Genomic DNA, 19,210 nt, shown 5'->3' with positions numbered 1-19,210 from the left:
TACAATAATGAATTCGAGGTGTCATACTATGTGGGTTATCGGATTAACCGGGGGGATCGGGAGCGGAAAATCCACAGTCTCCCGGTGGCTCTCCCAACAAGGTGTTCCGATTATTGATGCGGATCGTACGGTTCATGGGCTTTATCATGAACCGGAGACGATGGCAGCCATTACGGCTGCCTTTGGTCAGGATATCCTGACGGATACAGAAGAAATCGATCGCAAAGCCTTAGGCAGAATTGTTTTTGCCGATGATCAAGCCCGTAAACAATTGGAAAAGATTCTTCACCCCCGGGTCAGAGTTGCCATGGAAAAACAACAAAAGGCACTGGAACAGGCAGGGGAGAGGATCTGTGTCTGGGATGTTCCCTTGCTTTTCGAGGCAGGGTATGGGTCACAGATGGACGAGTTATGGGTGGTTTGGGTACCGCTGGATATTCAAAAACAACGGGTCATGGAACGGGATGCCTTAAATGCAGAAGAAGTGGCATTGCGCATCCAAGCCCAATATTCATTGGGCGAGAAACGCAATAAAGCAGATGTAGTTATAGATAATTCTGGAAAATGGGAAGAAACAGTAGTACAATTAAGGAAAGAAATGGAAAGAATAAATAGGGAGCAAGGACTATAGAATGAAGCAATGGGTCAGAATAGGTCTTGCAATAGGTCTAACTTAGGTCTATCGTTCTATTCCGTAATATGAGCCTCTCAAAGTATAATATGTCCTATGTTAAGTCCAGCCATGGACTGAAGCCTTGTTCAAACCTTAGAATGCTTTAAGACTTAAATACTGATGAAATCAAGGAGTACCCATGAAAAAGAAAGGGTTCACAGTGCGGCGCAAGAAAAAAAGATCAGGCTTTTTGTTTACCCTGGTCTTATGTGTGATTGCTTTTACATTCTTGTTCTCGTCTCCCCCCATTAAGAAAGTAATCTATCCTTATCCGTATAAATCTCTTATCGAGCATTATGCGGAGCAATATCATGTGGACCCTTTGCTGGTTATCTCGGTCATTCGCGCTGAGAGTAAATTCCTGCCCTATTCCCAATCCCATAAGGGCGCCCTGGGGCTTATGCAGCTGATGCCGGATACAGCCGACTGGATTGCCGAGACCTTAGGGGATGGAGCCTTCGACCAAAGCGAGCTGAGAGAGCCGGAAAAGAATATTCAGTACGGAACCTGGTACATAGCCAGCCTGCAGAAGGAATTCCAGGATATCGAGCTGGTCCTGGCCGCCTATAATGGGGGAAGAGGTCATGTTAATGAGTGGATCCGCACAGAGCAGCTCAAGGTGGATGACTTGAATACGGAGGATATTCCTTTCCGGGAGACCAGGGAATATGTGCAGCGGGTTATGGATAACTACGAAAAGTATCAGGATCTTTATGGTGAAAAACCACGCCTCAAATGAAGCGTGGTTTTTTAGTCCCCATATCATGATCTTTTTGCTCAATACTCTATTGACAACATAAGCGTCCTTTTGCTATCTTTTAAAAAAACATATTATTTATATTGATTAAGTATGTTTTGCTAAAATATGCTTATCAATTAGGTTAACGAGATAAAAGTTAGGGAAGAAATGAAATACGATCCGACCACCCGGACATGGGGCTTAGCTTAGAATTAACGGAATATTCGGCGCGCTGATTGGAAAACCAAAGGCTTTGCACTATTCTTCATGCGGCAAGCAGGAAAGGATGCTGAAGCCTTTTTTGTTTGCCTTCGAGAGCCGGAGGGAAAGGGGGGAGGGAGTGTGTTAACAGTAAATTGGGAAGTGCTGGATTTTGTCTCCGAGACAGTCATAGTTTTACGAGATAAGCCGGAAGAGAAAATTGAATAGCAAAAAACGAAAAAAGTAAAAGGAGGTTCCCCTATGAAAATCATAAAAGTTGATATTCTTCAACTTGACACAGCGGAAAATAAGCACTGGAGACCCATTCTTTGCCGCATCTTTACAGATGAAGGCATCTATGGAGACGGCGAGGCGGCCCTTGCCTATGCGACGGCGGCACCGGCGGCTTTCGGCATGGTCAAAGATTTCGCCTCCCTGATCATTGGCCTTGACCCTTTGGAACACGAGGTCATCTGGGATAAGCTCTACAAAGGCACCTTTTGGGGGCAAAACGGCGGTCCGGTGGTATTTGCAGGCATTTCGGCCATCGACATCGCCCTGTGGGATATTAAGGGCAAGGCTTACGGCAAGCCCGTCTATCAGCTTCTCGGGGGCAAAAAGCGGGAAAAGCTGCGCACTTACGCCAGCCAGCTTCAGTTCGGATGGAGTGAAACCAGAGGCCCCCTTTACAAAGCCGAGGATTACGGGCTGGTCGCCAGAGAGGTGGTGGCGGAGGGTTACAACGCTGTCAAGGTGGATTTTTTCACTTATGATGAAAAGGGTGTCCGCCTGACCAGTGAAAAGCAGACCCGCCTGCTCTCCTCCCATTACCTGAATCTGGTGGAGGAGCGTGTGGCGGCGACCCGGGAGGCGGTGGGGCCGGATGTGGACATCATTGTGGAGAATCATGCCAACACCGATGCCCTTTCCGCCATTCAGATCGGGCGACGCATTGAAAAATATAATATTTTCTATTATGAAGAACCGACCACGCCCAATCCGAAGACTTTTGCCTATATCTCAAGCAGGTTGGATCTTCCCCTGGCCAGCGGGGAGCGCATCTATTCCCGGTGGCAGTACGCGCCGTATTTTGAAAACAGCTCTCTGCAGGTTATCCAGCCGGACCTGGGCAATACCGGCGGCATTACGGAAGGCAAAAAAATCTGCGATGCTGCCTATGTCTATGACGTAAGCGTACAGCTTCATGTCTGCGGCAGCCCGATTGCCATCGCCGCCGCTCTGCATCTGGAGACGGTGATTCCCAATTTTTTAATTCACGAGCATCATTTTCCGAATGGGTTGAACCGCAAGCTCTGCATCCACGATTATCAGCCTGAAGACAGCTATTTAACGGTACCTGAGCTGCCGGGGCTTGGCAATGAGATTTCCGAGTATGTCTACGCCAACAGCATTCGGGTGACGGTGGAGTAATTTCTAATATATAAAAATATAGGTATTGACAAAACAAAGTTTTGACGTTATAACATATATAATACATATAAAACATATATGAATTATATGCAATGAGTTGACTGGAAAGACCAGAGGCCCGCGTGTTGCTTGAACAACACAACGTCCTCTGGTTATTTTATTGGGCAGACCGGCTCGTTTCAGACAAAGGTGAAAAAGGGGGCAAAATGATTATGAAAAGAACTTCCCGGCTGGTGCTTGGCATCTCCATTCTTATCCTGGGTATCCTCATTGCTTTGGGTCCGCAGTATATTTTCAAGATCTGCGAACAGCATCACGGTACAACAACAGCCTGCTTTTGGACGGCACGAGCTCTTATTGGCGTGGGGGGAGTCATTGCTTTGCTGGGCGCTGCGGTCATCTTTTTGAAAAGCACACCCCTTCTGGCCGGACTTAGTTTGGCAATATTGTTCAATAGTATTTTGGCTTTTCTGATCCCGAATTTTTTGATTGGGGTCTGCGGAGAAGCGACTATGGATTGCCGGGTTGTAACTCTTCCGGCCCTGAACATACTCACCATCCTTTCCATCATCATCTCTGCCGGGAGCACCGGGTTTCTTTTCGTAAAATACAGGAAGGAGTCCGTTCCTGATGCGCATGTTTTCCCCAAGCTTGATTGACCTATCCTTAAAAAACCTGCGCCGGAGGCCATTTCGCAGCATAGGCCTGATTGCACTTGTCGCTCTTCTGTCCTCTTCGCTGATTGCCGGAGGGATGCTCTCCTATGGCCTGTTCAACGGTTTGGACAGTGTTTCCTCCCGGTTGGGAGCGGATGTGCTCGTTGTACCGAAAGGCTATGAACAGAAAACGGAAGGTGTATTGCTCCAGGGGGAACCCAGTACGTTCTACATTGATGGGGATAGGGCCGAGCAAGTGCTTAAGAGCGGCGACTTCGCCCAAGCATCGCCACAGCTTTTTATAGCCACCCTGGACTCGGACCACTGCGCTTTTCCTGTTCAGCTTATCGGCTATGATCCTGATACCGACTTTGTGATTGGGCCGTGGCTATCCTCCGCCAGGCCTCAAAAGCTGGGATTCAGGGATATCGTGATTGGCGCGAATATCCAGGCTGATATCGGGGATCAATTGCTTTTTTTTGATTCCTATTACCAGGTGGTCGCCAAGCTTGAGCAAACAGGAATGGGCTTTGACACGTCAGTTTTTTTCAACATGGAAACCGCCAGGGCGGCCCTTAAGGAATACGTTTATTACACTGACGTTCAGATCCCGGATCAGGCTCACGCCGTATCTGTGGTGACCGCCGATATTCCCGGAGGCTATACCACCGAATTTCAGCGCTATATCAACGACAAATACAGGGGGAGCGGCCTTGAATTCATCTTCACGAAAAACATGATCAGCAGCCTGACCCAGAATATCAATGCCTTGCTCGCCTTTTGTCTCGCGTTACTGTTCATCTTGTGGGGGGTGTCCGTGGGGGTTCTGATGATTGTATTTTCCGTCACACTCAATGAAAGAAAACGGGAGTTTGCCATCTACAGAGCGCTGGGGTCTTCCCGAAAGTGGCTGACCCATCTGATCCTGACGGAAACATTCCTGACCAGTATCGCGGGAGCTGGGACGGGTGTGCTGGTATTCGGTGTTCTGGCTTTTTCATTCCGTCCGCTGATTGAACGGGAGCTATCACTGCCTTATATAACACCCGGGCACTTAAGCAGCCTCCTCATTATTTTGAGCGGATTTGTGATAGCGGTTGCTGTGGGGCTTCTTACCTCAGCTGTTTCCTCGGCCAGAATAGGCAGCCTGACGGACAAAGCGCTCCGGCCGGGAGGTGATTGACCGATGCTTTTACAGGCCGAAAATCTCCAGAAGGAATATAAAAGAGGCGGAGAACCTTTTTTAGCCCTCAACGATGTCAGCCTCGCCATTGGCAAAGAGGATTTTATCTTGATAACCGGGCGCTCGGGCAGCGGCAAAAGTACGCTTTTAAACCTGCTGGCAGGTCTGTTGCCGCCAACCCAGGGAACGGTTGTTTTCAACGGACAGAAGTTTTCCAACCTCAGGGACGATGAGCTGTCCCGGCTGCGCAACGAACAGATTGGCTTCATTCCCCAGGGCCAGAGCCTGCTCCCGAATTTAACCGTTCTCGATAATGTGCTGCTGCCGTTCCGCTTTTACCGCTCTGGGCAAGGGCCCGTGGATAAGGCCTGGGGCTTGCTGGAGCAAATGGGCATTCCCCATTTGAGAAACGCCTACCCCGGGGAGCTTTCCGGTGGAGAACTGCGCAGGATCACCATTGCCCGCGGCCTGATCAACTCTCCGGCTCTGCTTCTGGCAGACGAACCGACAGGAGATCTTGATCCTGAAACAGGGGGTGAGGTTATGAAGCTCTTTTCCTCCGTAGCGAGGAGCGGTGTGGCTATCGTCCTTGTCACCCATAATCCTGAATTTATCCCATACGGCAATCGACATTGGATTATGGAGAGGGGGCGGCTGGTTGAGCCCGCTTAAAAAAGGAGGGGGGCTCCGGATTAACGTCCGGGGCTATCCAGAGAAAACTTATGAAAGGGAGAATGTATATGTCAGTAGCGGTGGAGAAGCGAGGTTCGGCCTCAAACAGCGGAGAAGATGCCAAAATCGTGCTCAAGGATCTTAGGCAAAGTTTCTTTATACGCAATCCGGGACAAAAGAGTGTGGAGGAATTTGTGGCACTGGAAAATTTCAGCCTGTCCATCCGGCAGGGGGAATTTGTATCCATCGTCGGTCCCTCGGGCTGCGGGAAATCCACCCTTCTTGACATTGTTTCGGGACTTACCAAGTCAAAGGAGGGTGAAATTTATATCGACGGCAAGCGGGCTACCGGTCCCGCCTTGGACCGCGGCTTTATCATGCAGGGATACGCCCTTTTCCCCTGGCGCACCACCAAGAGGAATGTGGAATACGGTCTGGAAGTCAAGCGCGTACCGAAAAAGCAGCGGGAGGCTATTGTCAAAAAATATATCGACCTTGTGGGGCTGAACGGCTTCGAAAATCGCTATCCCAATGAACTTTCCGGTGGGATGCGTCAAAGGGTTGCTATCGCACGTTCCCTTGCCTATGATCCGGCGGTTCTTCTGATGGATGAACCCTTTGCGGCGGTGGATGTGCAGACCCGGGAGGTTCTCCAGGATGAGCTTTTGCGCATCTGGGAAAAAACGCAAAAAACCATTTTGTTTATCACCCACAGCATTGAGGAGGCTGTGCTGCTTTCGGACAGGGTAGTGGTGATGACCAAACATCCAGGCAGAATCAAAAAAATCCTGGATATCAATCTTCCCCGTCCGCGCACTGCAGGAGATATGCGCGCTTCGGCCGATTACAGCTCCATCACCCGATTTATCTGGGAAATTCTCAACGATGTGGAGCAACCCGGGAAACATCACAGCCATGGGAGCATTGCTGATGAAATTTCTCCTTCAGCGCTTTTGTAACCTAATCAATATGCAAACTGCAATGACAAAGAAATGAGGTATTAAAATGAAAAAATCCCTTTTAAAACAAAAAAGATTCAGCTCTCTCGTCCTCACCTTCTTCATGGCGCTGACCCTGGTACTTTCAGGCTGCACTTCGTCGGCAAGCGCCCCTCAGCCGGCACCCCATGGTTCTTCAGAACCGGGAGCGACAGCGGAGGGCAAACCTTTCGTACTTAAAGTGGTTACGCAGACCACCTTTAGCGACACGATCATCGCCGATAAGCTGGGATTTTTTGCAGACGAAGGCATTCAAATCGAGTATGTCGGTTCACTGGGACAGGGGGTGACCCAATATCAGGCCCTGGCCCAGGGTATTATTGATGTGGTCACTCAGGGGCATCCGGCTGATATTGCGAAGGCGCGTCTGGCGGGTGTCAAGATAACCCAGGTGGCCCCCGGCTTTGTAGACGATGCCGATAACCCCCATATCATGTATCTCGTCAAAAAAGACAGCCCCCTTAAGACTTTGGACGATCTGGTGGGGAAAAAGGTGAGCGTCAGCTTCAGCGGAGTCTGCACGGACGGATACATCAAGTATTATCTTAAAAACAAGGGTCTTGATCCTGACAGCGTTGAATTTGTGACGATGAACCAGCCGGGTCAGGCGGAACAAGCCGTCACCCAGGGACTGATCGACGTTACCACTTCCCATACACCTTATGGCGGTGTGGCGCTCAGACAGGGTGATGTACGTCTGCTTGCCACAAGCTGGGATATTTTCCATAGCCCTGGAGCAGGCTTCTCAGCCCGGGCTTTCTCCGATGAATTTATCGAAGCTCATCCCGACGTTGTGCAGGGATTTGTTAACGCCATGTACCGCGCCAGAGTATTTATTAATAACAACCTGGATTACGCCAAGCAAGAGGCCGGTGAATATCTGAAGCTGGATCCGGCCGATTTAAGCTCCAACAATTTTGACCAAAACAAAAGCATCGACCCGGCGTATATCGAGGATTGGTTTGAGATTGCTGAAACGATGGGGCTTTGGGAACACGGGGATATCAGCCCTGAAGAAGTTTACACCAATCAATTTGTTCCCGAGGACGTCCCCGTCTCCGATGCCACTATAGGAAAGTAAGCAGTAGGGAAGTATATCTATGAAAGAATTTACAAAAAAGGCAACACACCTCTTCAACTCATCCCTTGCCATTATTGTCTTCATCTTGATATGGGAAATCTGCGCGCGCCTTGAGATTTTCAATCCGGTGTTTTTCCCCCCGTTTTCCAAGGTGGTTAAAGCATTATACGGCCTGGCCGCCAGCGGTGAGTTGTGGAAACACTGCTCAATCAGTCTGATGCGTTCCCTCAGCGGCTTTACTCTGGGAATGTTTGTCGCTATTCCCTTGGGGCTTGTCATCGGATGGTTTAAAAAGGCAGAGGTATTCCTCTATCCTCTTCTCCAAGTGTTCCGGAACATGCCCACCCTGGCCCTTTTGCCCGTATTCGTCATGTTTTTCGGCATCGGGGAATTTTCCAAAACCATGGTCATCTTGTGGGGGGTTCTCTGGGCGACCCTCCTCAACACCATAGCCGGTGTGCGCAATGTAGACCCTCAGCTCATTAAGGCGGCGCGTTCCATGGGCGTCGGCAGCCTGCGGCTCTTCGGAACCGTTGTCCTGCCCGCATCCCTGCCCTATATCTTTGCAGGGATGCGCATCTCCGCCACCGTATCCATCCTGATCCTGATCGCCGCAGAGATGATGGGGGCCAGCAAGGGGCTTGGCTATGCGCTTTTCTTCTATCAGTCCAATTTTAAAATCCCGGAAATGTATGCTGTCCTGATCGTCATGGCCGTGTTCGGCGTAACCCTTAATTATACTCTTGAAAAGGTTGAAAAGCGCAGCTTCCGCTGGCGGGACGGAGCGGATACGCCATGAGGCTGCGGAGGCGCCCGACCACCTTGAAAAACCTTGCCTGTAAGGACACAACAATGAAAGAGGGAGGAACCCTATGCCAAAAATCGCAGATAATCTGACGGATTTAATTGGAAAAACGCCGCTGCTGCGCTTGAACCGGTATTCAAAAGGCAAAAATCTATTCGCTGAAATCATCGCCAAGCTGGAATACTTCAATCCGCAGAGCAGTGTTAAGGACAGAATCGCTTACGCCATGATCGAGGATGCCGAAAAACAGGGTGCTATCGATCAGGATACGACGATTATTGAGCCGACCAGCGGCAATACCGGCATCGGCCTTGCCTTTGTGGCGGCAGCCAAGGGATACAGGATTGTCTTGGTCATGCCGGATACCATGAGCGTGGAAAGGCGGCGGCTTTTGCGGGCGCTGGGCGCGGACCTGGTGCTGACGCCGGGCACTCAGGGCATGGGCGGCGCCATCCGCAAGGCCGAAGAACTAAAAGAACAAATAAGTAAATCGTTTATTCCGGATCAGTTCAGCAATCCGGTCAACCCTTCCTTTCACCGGGAGACGACAGCCAGGGAAATACTGGAGGATACCGAAGGGAAGGTAGACGTCTTTGTAGCCGGAGTAGGTACGGGTGGAACGGTTACCGGCGTGGGAGAAGCCCTGAAGGCGGTAAATCCCGGAATCAAGGTTGTGGCTGTTGAGCCTTATAATTCTCCCGTTCTTTCGGGCGGACAGCCGGGCCCTCACGCGATTCAGGGAATTGGCGCCGGCTTTATTCCCAAAGTATTCAACCCAAGCTTCGTGGATGAAATATTCCGGGTCAAAAACGAGGAAGCCTTTGAAGCCTCCAGAGAAGTGGCGAAATCGGAAGGACTCCTGGTCGGAGTCTCATCCGGTGCCGCCCTCTATGCGGCCACCAGGATTGCAGCCAGAAGAGAGCTGGAAGGCAAGAAAATCGTTGTGCTTCTGCCGGATACCGGTGAACGTTACTTGTCAACGCCGCTGTTTCCGTACGATGAGGGATCCAACCATTTTTAAGATCAGAGGTGTGATTATGCTAAATGCAGAAGAGGTAAAGCGCGCCGCCCGTGAATACGGAGCGGATCTGGTTGGCATCGGCTCCATCGACCGCTGGGATCAGGCGCCTGTTGAAAATCATCCCCGAACAATTATGCCCAAAGCGAAATCAGTGATCTGCATTGGTTTTCGGGTCCACAGGGGTTCCTATCGCGGTGTGGAAGAGGGCACCTACTTCAGCGCCTACACCTTGACGGGATTTTCAGATATCAATAATATCTTTGCCCCCATGGTGCAGCGCAAATTGGCCAACTTTATTGAAGACCACGGCTATGAAGCAACCACCGTGATGTACAGCAGCAGCCGTTTAACGACGCCCCCGGGAAAACCGGCCCTGGGCGGGGACGGAACGGCAAAGCCGGCTCCGGATGTTTTTATCAACCACCGCATCGCGGGTGTGTTGTGCGGCGTTGGGCAGATCGGTCTCAGCCGCGTTCTGCTGACGCCGGAATTTGGCCCTGCCCAGCGTATTTTTTTCTTGATCACAGACGCCCCGTTGACGCCGAGTCCCATCCTGCAAACGCCCATCTGCGACGGGTGCCGGGAATGCGTCCGTCACTGCCCCGCCAAAGCCCTGCTCAGCAACGAAAAGGACGACGTGGACGTCCCCAATGTAACCCTTATCAAACGCTTCTCCCTGGACGAAGGGAAATGCGCCCTTGCTCATGGCAGCGGGGCCCTCAGCCCCTTCGCACCGGACGAAGTCAAGGCCTATGCGCAAAATATCATTGACGGCACCAAGACCCATACCGCAGACGGAAAGCCGCGCCCAAGCAGAGAGGAAATCGCAGCCAATGTCAATGACAAGGTAAGCTATGCCCGCAACGCCCAGCAGTATTTCCACTCTCCTGCCGGGCTGTGCGTCGGTCAGGGCTGCCTGCGCGCCTGCCTGGCCCATCTGGAAAAGCGCGGAGCTCTGACACGTAAATTCCAGAATGCTTTTCGGGACTGAGTGAAAAGCGATATCGAGCTGGTCCTGGCCACCTATAATGGGGGAAGAAGTCATGTTAATCAGTGGATTCGCACAGAGCAGCTCAAGGTGAATGACTTGAACACGGAAGATGAAAAACCACGCCTCAAATGAAGCGTGGTTTTTTGCTGGATGAGAAGTCCTAATCCACCTTATCAATTATTTTCTGCTTAAACTCTTCCTGCTCCGATTTTTCAAAATTAACAACGGCAAAGCCGATCATGATTAATATCATCAGCATAACCCCGACACCGACAACAAGATAAATCATCGTGAACCACTTGCTTAGATCGGTTTGGGGAACAAAACCGGTAGAGACACTGGTGGGAATCAGACTGACAAAAGCAAAATAGAAAGAATCCAGCAAGGACCATCCTTCGACTTGTTTATAGAAAAGAGTGCCGGAAAGCAAAATCAATGCCAAGGATACCAGTAAAGATTTAAAGGCTTTTTCCTTCATTATGCGATAAACAGCGGATAGTAATCGTTTTAAGGTCAGAATAAAAGAAATCATGGTGTTTCTCCCTTTTCTCAAGTTTAGTGATAGCTTCAATGGTTAAATACAGTAAAACAAATTTTATCATAAAAGATTAATCCGATACAATTAAAATTTTTATGGTTGGTGCTTATCGTCTTTGCCGATACTAACTATTGTCAAAGGTTGGTTTTAAATAATCTTAAAATTGGTCTTGCTGAGAGAAAAGGGATTCCGATAGTTTCTGGAGAATATGAAAGGATAACAAAGGAGGTTATAGAAGATGAGTGAAGGATTTCAATTAAAATCTCGTTATCAACTGGCTATTGTCGGGTGCGGTCCCGCCGGGATGTCTGCCGCCTTAAATGCCAAAATTCGAAATAAAGACTTTATTCTTTTGGGAAGTGACTTTTGCAGTCCCAAATTAGCTAAAGCTCCCCAGATTGATAATTACCTGGGTTTTCATGAAATCAAAGGGGAGGACTTGCGGCAGAATTTTCTAAACCACGTAAAAGCCATGGGCATTGAGGTTGTACCTTGGAAAGTTCTCAATATTTATCCCGGACCGCCTTTCACCCTGGTGGGCAATAATGAATCCTTTGAAGCCGATGCGGTGATTTTGGCCACAGGGGTATCGCCTACCAAGCTTCTTCCCGGGGAGACAGAGCTTCTGGGCAGGGGAGTGGGCTATTGTGCCACTTGCGACGGACCTTTGTACAAAGGGAAAAAGGTGGCCATTGTTTCCTACAGCCACGAAGGAGAAGCCGAAGCCAATTTCATGGCTGAGATCTGCGCTGAAGTCTATTATCTGCCTTTCTACAAAGAGGTAGGGCAGCTTGATTCCAGAATCATTCAAAAAAAAGCCAGGGTTAAGGAGATTTCCGGCACTCAAAAGGTAGAAAAGCTGGTCTTGGATAACGAAGAGATCTCAGTAGACGGTGTCTTCGTGCTCCGGGAAAGCCTGCCGGCGGAGCAGATCGTTCCGGGCTTGGAAATGGACAAAGGCGCCATCAAGGTGAACCGGGAGCTGGAGACCGGTATCCCGGGACTCTTTGCCGCCGGGGACTGCTCCGGACAGCCCTATCAGCTGAACAAAGCGGTAGGGGAAGGAGGAACGGCGGCTCTTAGTGCCATTAAATATCTGGATGAGATGAAAAAAGGATAGACCGGGAGCGAAATATCTCTCTCATAAGTAAAGGCCCGCCCCAATATGAATAAACCTTCGTATTAGGGGCGGCCTTTTAGCTATAAATCTGTTGTTTTTTACCTTGTCAGGAAACGTGCTTAGCTCCAAAAACTGAAGATCAAAAGCGCTTCGTCCGAGAGGTTATACCTGTTATACTGAAGATGAGATATAGGGCCCTTGGGGCTATTGGCTAAAATAGATAACTCAGGGGGGATAGCTCAGTGTATAAAGCTTTATTCTTTGATGTGGATGATACCCTGCTGAATTTCGAACAGTGCAGCAGGGAAGCACTGGGCAAGACATTCCGTCATTTCAGTATGGACTACGATGACACCGTTTACGAGCTGTTCCGCAGCATAGACCAGCGATTATGGCTTCAACAAAAGCAAGGCGAACTTACCGTTCAAGATGTCATCAATCTTAGATTTCAAGAATTATTTAAACAGCTCCAGCTTGGGTGTTCTCATATCCCTTTGCAGACGATGTTCCAGGAGAGATTGGCGGAAGAGTTTTTCACTGAACCCCATGCGGCAGAATCCCTGGGCTATTTAAGCGCTCGCTACCAACTCTTTGTGACCTCCAACGGTATTTTGAAAACCCAGTTGAAGCGTCTGGAGTTAGCCGGCTTATTGCCGTATTTTACAGATGTATTTGTCTCTGACCATATCGGCCATGAAAAGCCCAGTGTCCGGTTTTTTGAGGAGTGCTTGCAAAGAAGCAGGTTGAAGCCCAGCGAGGTGCTGCTCATCGGCGATAGCCTTGAAGCGGATATGGTCGGGGCCCAAAACAGCAAGATGGACTCTTGCTGGTATAATCCCAAGCATAGGAACACGGATTCTGATGTTGAGATTGATTATATTATTTCAGATTTGCTGCAGCTTAAAGACATACTGCAGGTGATCTGATATATTTTCACAGTCAGGAAATTTTTGATGATAGGTGATGGTTATGAAAGGTAAAAAAACAGCGGTTGTCACAGGCGGCAGTTCCGGAATGGGATTGGCCATTGCTGGGAGGCTGAAAGAGGCGGGGATAGAGGTCATTATCTTTGATATTCAAAAGCCGCCGGAGGAGTTTCCCTTCTATCATGTTGATATTCGTGATGATGGCCAGATTAAGTCAGCACTATCCCATATCTCTCAACTGGATATTTTAGTGAATAATGCCGGGATCTATTTTGAGAGATATTTGGAGGATACCACTAATGAAGAAATAGACAACATGGTGGATATCAATATTAAAGGAACATATCTGATGACACGCAATGCCCTTGCTAAAATCAAAGAAAGACAAGGCTCGGTCATTATCATCGCTTCGTGTTTGGGACTTGTGCCCGAACTAACATCTCCTCTGTACTGCACCACAAAAGCGGGGCTTATTATGCTGACAAAATGCCTTGCCCAGCAATATGCAGATTGCGGAGTGAGGGTCAATTGTGTATTGCCAGGGCCAATCAATACCCCTCTCCTGCAAAAGAGTTTTCCCGATGAAGCAACCGCTGTCCGCTGCGCGGAGCGTGTGCCTTTAAAGCGGATTGGGGAACCGGAGGATATTGCCAACATGGTGGCTTTTCTTGTGAGCGGGGAGGCCGGGTATATAACAGGCGGTGCTTTTCCCGTTGACGGAGGAGTATCCTCGTCAAGCTTATATTCGAAATAAATTTAAATTACCAACCGATTGGTAATTTGCCCAATAAGAAAAGGCAGTTGCCAAGGAACTTTAAAGTTCACTGGCAACTGCCTTTCTTCTCAGGCACTGGTCAAAATCAGGACGCCTTTTAACTGTTCTATAAAGATGATAACCCTTTAAATAACCGCCGCCCCCTCCGAGTCGACGGATAGGAGGTAGGCCTTGGCTGTCAAGCCATGAGCTGCCAAGGAGTCTACCATGGCTTGGGAAACCTGCTCAGCCCTGTGGGAAGAGACCAAAGCCAGGATGGTAGGGCCGGAACCGCTGAGAGCGGAACCGTAGGCCCCGGAATCCAGTGCCACCTGCAAGGTTTCCCCAAGGCCGGGGACGAGGCCTGCCCGCTGGTTTTGGTGCAGCCGATCCTGCATACCTTCCTTAAGAAGCTCGTGATTCTCGTGGATCAATGCTTCCACCAGCAGGGCTGTCCGGGATAGATTATAGACGGCATCTGCCCGGGAAATGGAGGCAGGCAGCACATTGCGGCTTTTTTCGGTGGACAGATAGAAGTCCGGAACGATGGCTAAGGCCATGAATTGAGGCTGGGAATGCACTGTCCTGGCAATGACGGAGGCCTCTGCGGTGACGGCCAGGGTAACTCCCCCTAAAAGTGCCGGAGCCACATTATCGGGATGCCCTTCGATCCGATTGGCGATCTGAAGGATTTGCTGCTTGCTCAAGACTCCTCCCGCATATTCATTGGCTGCTACCAAGCCGCCGACGATGGCTGCGGAGCTGCTTCCCATGCCGCGGGTGGGGGGGATGTTGTTTTCCAATTCCAAGGAAACCGTTGGTATCTCAAAGCCAATGGCCTCCCATAGGTTGCACATACTTTGCCAAACGAGATTGGTCTCATCCCCAGGGATGCCTGCAGTATAATCCCCTTTTAAAGCGATCTGAAAAGAGTCAGCAGCTTCTATTTGGACAACATTGTATAAAGAAAGGGCCATACCAAGACAATCAAAGCCTGGCCCTAAGTTAGCAGAGGTGGCCGGTATTCTGACACGAACCATGATGATCCTCCTTAATTCTTATTGACTTCCTCCTGGAGCCTAGTCGTAATGCTCACCTGATTCAAAACGAATCACATTGTGGATGGAGAGCACTTTGCTGTAGGCCCGGACCGAATCCAGAGCTTCACGCAAGCAGGATTCCTGAGTGGGGTGGGTGACCAGGACGATTTCCGCTTCCTGGCGTTTTTTCTGTTTTTGAATGATGGAAGCAAAGCTCACCCCGGCTTCGGCGAAAAGCAGGGCTAGGGTAGCCAGAACCCGGGGTTCATCCTTGACCCGCAGCCGGATATAGAAAGCGCTTTTAAAATCCTGTTCGCTTTTGATGGCTAATTCATTGTAACAAGTGCAATTAATATTGGCTGTAGAATCCGCATTGATATTCCGGACCACTTGAATGATATCGGAGACAACGGCACTTCCGGTGGGAAGGGAACCGGCACCCCGGCCATAGAACATGGTTTCGCCAACGGCGTCTCCCACCACATAGATGGCATTAAAAACTCCGCTGACGGCAGCCAGGGGATGGCTGTCGGGGACGAAGGCAGGGTGGACACGAACCTCGATGCCGTCGGCCTGAGCTTTAGCCACAGCCAGAAGTTTGATGGTGGAATTGAGTTCACGGGCATAGGCGATGTCTTCGGAGGTGATCTTGGCGATCCCTTCCACATAGACATCATTGACGGTGACCCGGGAGTTAAAGGCGATGGAGGCGAGGATGGCCAGCTTGCGGGCGGCATCCAGTCCGTCCACATCTGCGGTCGGGTCGGCTTCCGCATAACCTAACTCTTGAGCTTCCGTCAGGACTTCCTGATAATCCCGGCCCTGCTCGGTCATAGCGGTCAGGATATAGTTGGTGGTGCCGTTAATAATCCCCAGGACTTCAGAGATTCTATTCCCGGCCAGAGACTGCTTCAGGGCGGCGATAATAGGAATGCCGCCGGCTACACTGGCTTCAAAATAAAGATCTTTGCCAGCTTCTTTAGCCGCATCCAAAAGCTCTTGCCCATGAAGGGCCAAAAGGTCCTTATTGGCGGTCACCACATTCTTCCCTTGTTTAAAAGCTTCTAATATATAGGTTTTGGCCGGTTCGATGCCGCCCATCACTTCGACGACGATACTGATGTCGGGGTCGGTGAGAACATCGGCGGCTTGATCGGTTAGAGTAAAATCCCCTGCGATTGAGCGGGGAGCCTTAAGGTTCCGCACCAGGACCTTGGAGACTTTAATCTGACTTAGGGAACGGTTCTGTATATCATTAGCATTTTGCTCAAGGATCTGAATTACGCCACTGCCGACGGTTCCGAGACCCAGCAGTCCAATCTTAACGACCTGCATCAATTCTCCTCCAATCCATTTTGTGAAAACAAATGTGTTTGCGTTGTGGACATTATAATATGGTTTTTTTTCTTTGACAAGACTTTTTCAAAATGGGTTGACACTGCCAACTGTGTATTATAAACTTAGTTATAAATGAAAGAATGTATTATAACAGCAGGAAGTGTACCTAGGGTTCCGGGAGCTGCTCCGTCTGGTCCGAGCGGTACAAAATCCAGAGCATGGATTTACACCGTGGGCAGAAAATACCCGAGCGGAAAGTTCCTCGAGAGGGTAGGAACACCGCTCGGTTTTCTATAATATTCAGAGAATCTTCTATTATAAACAGTTTTAAGATATTTAAAGGAGAGATTTTGTATGGAAAAACTGATTTATCTTAATGGTGAATTTGTAACCCAAGCTGAGGCCAAAATTTCGGTATTTGATCATGGTTTTTTATATGGGGATGGCATTTTTGAGGGTATTCGGGCCTATCATGGCCGCATATTTAAATGTAAAGAACATCTTGACCGTTTATATGAGTCGGCTAAGACCATCATGCTGAATATCGGCATTTCCAAAGAGGAGATGGAAGAAGTCCTGTGCAGCACCCTGCGCAAGAATAACCTGGATAACGGCTATATCCGTCTGGTTGTGAGCCGGGGAGTGGGGGACTTGGGGCTCGACCCCAATAACTGTGTCGGCGCCAGCATTATCTGTATAGCGGACCAAATTAAAATCTACCCCCAGGAAATGTATGAGCAGGGATTGGACGTCAAAACCGTGGCCGTACGCCGGACCAACCCGGATTCCCTTAGCCCCCGGGTGAAATCCTTGAATTACCTCAATAATATTATGGCCAAAATCGAATCCACCCAAGCCGGTGTGGTGGAAGCCATTATGCTGACTCAAGAAGGCTATGTGGTGGAAGGCACCGCCGATAACATTTTCATCCTCCGCCGGGGAGCATTGCTCACCCCCCCTCTGTCATCAGGATGTTTAGAGGGTGTTACCCGCAACGCCGTCATCGAACTGGCCAAAAAGAGAGGGCTTGAAGTCCGGGAAGAGCTGTTTAACCGCCATGATGTCTATAACGCAGAGGAATGCTTCTTAACAGGTACGGCAGCCGAATTAATTCCTGTGGTCAAAGCCGACGGCCGCGTCATCGCCGATGGTCAGCCTGGTGAAATTTTTAAAGATCTTCTCAAGGATTTCCGGGATTTAACCTTAGTGGACGGGGTGCCGATTAATAAAGCATAATCTCCGGCGAAAGGTTATCGATCAGAGGACGGATTAAGAAGGACAATTCTGAAAAAAGGCAAATACTATAGATATGGATAGTTTGAACAGAAAAATAGTGGAGGAAAAACTATGAACAGCAATACCATAAAAACAGGAATTGACCGGGCGCCCCATCGTTCCCTTTTAAAAGCTTTGGGACTGACGGATCGTGAACTCCGCAAACCGTTTATCGGTGTGGTCAATTCTTTTACCGAGCTGGTGCCCGGTCATATGCATCTTCGACAAGTCACAGAAGCCGTGAAAGCAGGGATCAGGGAAAACGGAGGAACCCCTTTTGAGTTTTCCACCATAGCGGTCTGTGACGGAATTGCCATGGGGCATGAGGGGATGCATTATTCTCTGGCCAGCCGTGAAATCGTGGCCGATGCCATTGAAGTCATGGCCAAGGGTCATCAGTTGGATGCTTTGGTTTTAATCCCCAGCTGTGACAAGGTGGTTCCCGGGATGTTGATGGCCGCCATGCGCTTAAATATCCCGGCCATTGTGGTCAGCGGCGGTCCTATGCTGCCTGGCCGGTTCGAAGGCAATCCTGTAACCCTGAGTACAGTTTTTGAAGGGGTGGGACAGGTCCATGCCGGCAAAAAGGATGAAGCCTGGCTTCATGAACTGGAAGCTAAAGCCTGCCCGACCTGCGGTTCCTGTGCCGGTATGTTTACCGCCAACTCCATGAACTGTCTAACCGAAGCTCTCGGCATGGCTTTACCGGGCAATGGTACCATTCCCGCAGTCTATTCCGAGCGTTTAGTACTTGCTAAAGAAACCGGCTATCAGGTCATGGAGCTTTATCGTCAAGACCTTAAACCCAGAGATATTGTCACCCAAAGCACTCTGAAAAATGGCGTGGCTGTGGATATGGCCTTAGGCTGTTCCACCAACACTATCCTCCATTTACCAGCCATCGCTAACGAAGGGGATATAGACTGGGATCTGGGCAAGGTTAATGAAGTCAGTGAAAAAACCCCCCAAATCTGTAAACTCGCCCCGGCTTCTGAAACACCTTTGGCTGCGCTCCATGAAGCAGGCGGAGTCAGTGCGGTTCTCAAACAGCTTTTGGATGCCGGATTGATCGACGGATCGACCATGACCGTGTCCGGCGTGACTATGGCTGAACGCTTAAAGGATGCCAAAGTTGTGGACACAGAAATTATCCGCCCCCAATCTAACCCCTTCTCCCAAAGAGGGGGATTGCGCATCCTCTTCGGCAACCTGGCTCCGGAAGGAGCGGTCATTAAACAAGGTGCTTTAAGCAGCCAGGACTTTGTCTTTGAAGGATCAGCCAAGGTCTTCAATGGAGAGGTTCCCGCCGCCGAGGCTATCCGCAACCTGGAGATCAAAGCCGGCGACGTAGTGGTCATTCGCTATGAAGGGCCAAAAGGCGGGCCGGGTATGCGGGAGATGCTGGGACCGACAGCGACCTTAGCAGGTATGGGCCTGGATTCCGATGTGGCTTTGCTCACAGACGGACGATTCTCAGGCGCCAGCCGCGGTCTATCAATCGGTCATGTCTCACCGGAAGCCGCCTTGGGAGGGGACATCGCTCTCTTAAAGGATGGGGATAAAATTCGCATTGATATTGGTAAAGGCCGTCTTGAGTGGATCGTATCTGAAGAAGAAAGAGAACAGCGCCGACAAGAATTTGCAGCCATGGCAGTTAAGCCCGATCATCTCAAGCCTGAACTACGCAAAGGCTACCTGGGACGGTACGCCTATTTCGTACAATCTGCTTCTAAAGGAGCGGCCTTACGACGAGTAAAGGAGTGATAAC

General features: G+C 49.8%; 20 protein-coding genes. 17 read left to right on the top strand and 3 right to left on the bottom strand.

Annotation, left to right across the window (positions count from 1 at the left end; translation table 11 throughout):
- The first annotated feature begins 28 nt into the window (after positions 1-28).
- The 12 genes from coaE to DESLBE_RS27230 all read left to right on the top strand — a co-directional run bounded on the left by coaE (position 29) and on the right by DESLBE_RS27230 (position 10,583).
- Complete coding sequence (gene coaE, locus DESLBE_RS04565) at positions 29-631, top strand: dephospho-CoA kinase (protein WP_005816768.1); 603 nt, start codon at positions 29-31, stop codon at positions 629-631.
- Between the two features lie 181 nt (positions 632-812).
- On the top strand, positions 813-1,412 hold the full coding sequence (locus tag DESLBE_RS04560) for a lytic transglycosylase domain-containing protein (protein WP_005816766.1): 600 nt from the start codon (positions 813-815) through the stop codon (positions 1,410-1,412).
- 462 nt (positions 1,413-1,874) lie between these two features.
- On the top strand, positions 1,875-3,044 hold the full coding sequence (locus DESLBE_RS04555; RefSeq protein ID WP_144675305.1) for a mandelate racemase/muconate lactonizing enzyme family protein: 1,170 nt from the start codon (positions 1,875-1,877) through the stop codon (positions 3,042-3,044).
- A 212-nt stretch (positions 3,045-3,256) separates the two neighbouring features.
- Positions 3,257-3,703: a DUF4418 family protein gene (locus tag DESLBE_RS04550; RefSeq protein ID WP_243131228.1), complete on the top strand. Its 447-nt coding sequence runs from the start codon at positions 3,257-3,259 to the stop codon at positions 3,701-3,703.
- Positions 3,675-4,883 carry an ABC transporter permease gene (locus DESLBE_RS04545; RefSeq protein WP_243131227.1) on the top strand — a complete coding sequence of 403 codons (1,209 nt, stop codon included), beginning with the start codon at positions 3,675-3,677 and terminating at the stop codon, positions 4,881-4,883. Before DESLBE_RS04550 ends, DESLBE_RS04545 begins: the two co-directional genes overlap by 29 nt.
- Positions 4,884-4,886: 3 nt before the next feature.
- The gene (locus DESLBE_RS26885) at positions 4,887-5,555 is read left to right on the top strand and encodes an ABC transporter ATP-binding protein (RefSeq protein ID WP_243131226.1); all 669 of its coding nucleotides are present in this window, start codon (positions 4,887-4,889) and stop codon (positions 5,553-5,555) included.
- Between the two features lie 68 nt (positions 5,556-5,623).
- Positions 5,624-6,514 carry an ABC transporter ATP-binding protein gene (locus DESLBE_RS04530; protein ID WP_072774227.1) on the top strand — a complete coding sequence of 297 codons (891 nt, stop codon included), beginning with the start codon at positions 5,624-5,626 and terminating at the stop codon, positions 6,512-6,514.
- Positions 6,515-6,560: 46 nt separating this feature from the next.
- Complete coding sequence (locus DESLBE_RS04525) at positions 6,561-7,634, top strand: ABC transporter substrate-binding protein (protein ID WP_144675299.1); 1,074 nt, start codon at positions 6,561-6,563, stop codon at positions 7,632-7,634.
- A gap of 19 nt (positions 7,635-7,653) precedes the next feature.
- Complete coding sequence (locus tag DESLBE_RS04520; RefSeq protein WP_005816751.1) at positions 7,654-8,433, top strand: ABC transporter permease; 780 nt, start codon at positions 7,654-7,656, stop codon at positions 8,431-8,433.
- A gap of 73 nt (positions 8,434-8,506) precedes the next feature.
- Positions 8,507-9,460: a cysteine synthase A gene (gene cysK, locus DESLBE_RS04515; RefSeq protein WP_144675297.1), complete on the top strand. Its 954-nt coding sequence runs from the start codon at positions 8,507-8,509 to the stop codon at positions 9,458-9,460.
- A gap of 16 nt (positions 9,461-9,476) precedes the next feature.
- Positions 9,477-10,451, top strand: a complete 975-nt coding sequence (locus DESLBE_RS04510; protein WP_243131225.1) for a (4Fe-4S)-binding protein — start codon at positions 9,477-9,479, stop codon at positions 10,449-10,451.
- Positions 10,452-10,583, top strand: coding sequence for a hypothetical protein (locus tag DESLBE_RS27230; RefSeq protein WP_282433410.1), 132 nt, complete (start codon positions 10,452-10,454; stop codon positions 10,581-10,583).
- A gap of 28 nt (positions 10,584-10,611) precedes the next feature.
- Here DESLBE_RS27230 and DESLBE_RS04500 read toward each other — a convergent pair whose 3' ends face one another.
- A complete protein-coding gene (locus DESLBE_RS04500) occupies positions 10,612-10,983 on the bottom strand; it encodes a potassium channel family protein (protein WP_144675293.1) in 372 nt (123 codons plus the stop codon).
- Positions 10,984-11,227: 244 nt separating this feature from the next.
- On the opposite strand from DESLBE_RS04500, the gene DESLBE_RS04495 reads away from it, so the two are divergent.
- From DESLBE_RS04495 to DESLBE_RS04485, 3 genes are all read left to right on the top strand, one after another.
- Positions 11,228-12,109 (top strand): FAD-dependent oxidoreductase, encoded by an 882-nt coding sequence (locus DESLBE_RS04495; RefSeq protein ID WP_005816742.1) that lies wholly within the window; start codon positions 11,228-11,230, stop codon positions 12,107-12,109.
- A gap of 242 nt (positions 12,110-12,351) precedes the next feature.
- A complete protein-coding gene (locus DESLBE_RS04490; RefSeq protein WP_144675291.1) occupies positions 12,352-13,035 on the top strand; it encodes a YjjG family noncanonical pyrimidine nucleotidase in 684 nt (227 codons plus the stop codon).
- Between the two features lie 43 nt (positions 13,036-13,078).
- A complete protein-coding gene (locus DESLBE_RS04485; protein WP_144675289.1) occupies positions 13,079-13,789 on the top strand; it encodes an SDR family oxidoreductase in 711 nt (236 codons plus the stop codon).
- A gap of 146 nt (positions 13,790-13,935) precedes the next feature.
- On the opposite strand, the gene thrB is transcribed toward DESLBE_RS04485, so the two are convergent.
- Both thrB and DESLBE_RS04475 read right to left on the bottom strand, forming a co-directional pair.
- Positions 13,936-14,829 (bottom strand): homoserine kinase, encoded by an 894-nt coding sequence (gene thrB, locus DESLBE_RS04480; RefSeq protein WP_005816738.1) that lies wholly within the window; start codon positions 14,827-14,829, stop codon positions 13,936-13,938.
- 39 nt (positions 14,830-14,868) lie between these two features.
- The gene (locus tag DESLBE_RS04475) at positions 14,869-16,164 is read right to left on the bottom strand and encodes a homoserine dehydrogenase (RefSeq protein ID WP_144675287.1); all 1,296 of its coding nucleotides are present in this window, start codon (positions 16,162-16,164) and stop codon (positions 14,869-14,871) included.
- 357 nt (positions 16,165-16,521) lie between these two features.
- Between DESLBE_RS04475 and ilvE the strand changes: the two genes are divergently transcribed.
- Positions 16,522-17,403 (top strand): branched-chain-amino-acid transaminase, encoded by an 882-nt coding sequence (gene ilvE, locus DESLBE_RS04470; protein WP_018212906.1) that lies wholly within the window; start codon positions 16,522-16,524, stop codon positions 17,401-17,403.
- Positions 17,404-17,514: 111 nt separating this feature from the next.
- Positions 17,515-19,206 (top strand): dihydroxy-acid dehydratase, encoded by a 1,692-nt coding sequence (gene ilvD, locus DESLBE_RS04465; RefSeq protein WP_144675285.1) that lies wholly within the window; start codon positions 17,515-17,517, stop codon positions 19,204-19,206.
- Positions 19,207-19,210: the final 4 nt, after the last annotated feature.

This window comes from Desulfitobacterium sp. LBE (assembly GCF_007830365.1).
In the GTDB taxonomy this organism is placed as follows: domain Bacteria; phylum Bacillota; class Desulfitobacteriia; order Desulfitobacteriales; family Desulfitobacteriaceae; genus Desulfitobacterium; species Desulfitobacterium hafniense.
Note: the sequence above shows the minus strand (reverse complement) of the source record. Positions and strands in the feature narration are given on the sequence as shown.

What these genes read in the sequence shown, in the direction of transcription:
- DESLBE_RS04495 (WP_005816742.1), top strand. Translation starts at nt 11,228, where the DNA reads ATGAGTGAAGGATTTCAATTAAAATCTCGTTATCAACTGGCTATTGTC.
- DESLBE_RS04560 (WP_005816766.1), top strand. Translation starts at nt 813, where the DNA reads ATGAAAAAGAAAGGGTTCACAGTGCGGCGCAAGAAAAAAAGATCAGGC.
- DESLBE_RS04555 (WP_144675305.1), top strand. Translation starts at nt 1,875, where the DNA reads ATGAAAATCATAAAAGTTGATATTCTTCAACTTGACACAGCGGAAAAT.
- ilvD (WP_144675285.1), top strand. Translation starts at nt 17,515, where the DNA reads ATGAACAGCAATACCATAAAAACAGGAATTGACCGGGCGCCCCATCGT.
- DESLBE_RS04530 (WP_072774227.1), top strand. Translation starts at nt 5,624, where the DNA reads ATGTCAGTAGCGGTGGAGAAGCGAGGTTCGGCCTCAAACAGCGGAGAA.
- DESLBE_RS04500 (WP_144675293.1), bottom strand. Translation starts at nt 10,983, where the DNA reads ATGATTTCTTTTATTCTGACCTTAAAACGATTACTATCCGCTGTTTAT.
- cysK (WP_144675297.1), top strand. Translation starts at nt 8,507, where the DNA reads ATGCCAAAAATCGCAGATAATCTGACGGATTTAATTGGAAAAACGCCG.
- DESLBE_RS04520 (WP_005816751.1), top strand. Translation starts at nt 7,654, where the DNA reads ATGAAAGAATTTACAAAAAAGGCAACACACCTCTTCAACTCATCCCTT.
- DESLBE_RS04550 (WP_243131228.1), top strand. Translation starts at nt 3,257, where the DNA reads ATGAAAAGAACTTCCCGGCTGGTGCTTGGCATCTCCATTCTTATCCTG.
- ilvE (WP_018212906.1), top strand. Translation starts at nt 16,522, where the DNA reads ATGGAAAAACTGATTTATCTTAATGGTGAATTTGTAACCCAAGCTGAG.
- DESLBE_RS04485 (WP_144675289.1), top strand. Translation starts at nt 13,079, where the DNA reads ATGAAAGGTAAAAAAACAGCGGTTGTCACAGGCGGCAGTTCCGGAATG.
- thrB (WP_005816738.1), bottom strand. Translation starts at nt 14,829, where the DNA reads ATGGTTCGTGTCAGAATACCGGCCACCTCTGCTAACTTAGGGCCAGGC.
- DESLBE_RS04545 (WP_243131227.1), top strand. Translation starts at nt 3,675, where the DNA reads ATGCGCATGTTTTCCCCAAGCTTGATTGACCTATCCTTAAAAAACCTG.
- DESLBE_RS04510 (WP_243131225.1), top strand. Translation starts at nt 9,477, where the DNA reads ATGCTAAATGCAGAAGAGGTAAAGCGCGCCGCCCGTGAATACGGAGCG.
- coaE (WP_005816768.1), top strand. Translation starts at nt 29, where the DNA reads ATGTGGGTTATCGGATTAACCGGGGGGATCGGGAGCGGAAAATCCACA.
- DESLBE_RS04475 (WP_144675287.1), bottom strand. Translation starts at nt 16,164, where the DNA reads ATGCAGGTCGTTAAGATTGGACTGCTGGGTCTCGGAACCGTCGGCAGT.
- DESLBE_RS04525 (WP_144675299.1), top strand. Translation starts at nt 6,561, where the DNA reads ATGAAAAAATCCCTTTTAAAACAAAAAAGATTCAGCTCTCTCGTCCTC.
- DESLBE_RS26885 (WP_243131226.1), top strand. Translation starts at nt 4,887, where the DNA reads ATGCTTTTACAGGCCGAAAATCTCCAGAAGGAATATAAAAGAGGCGGA.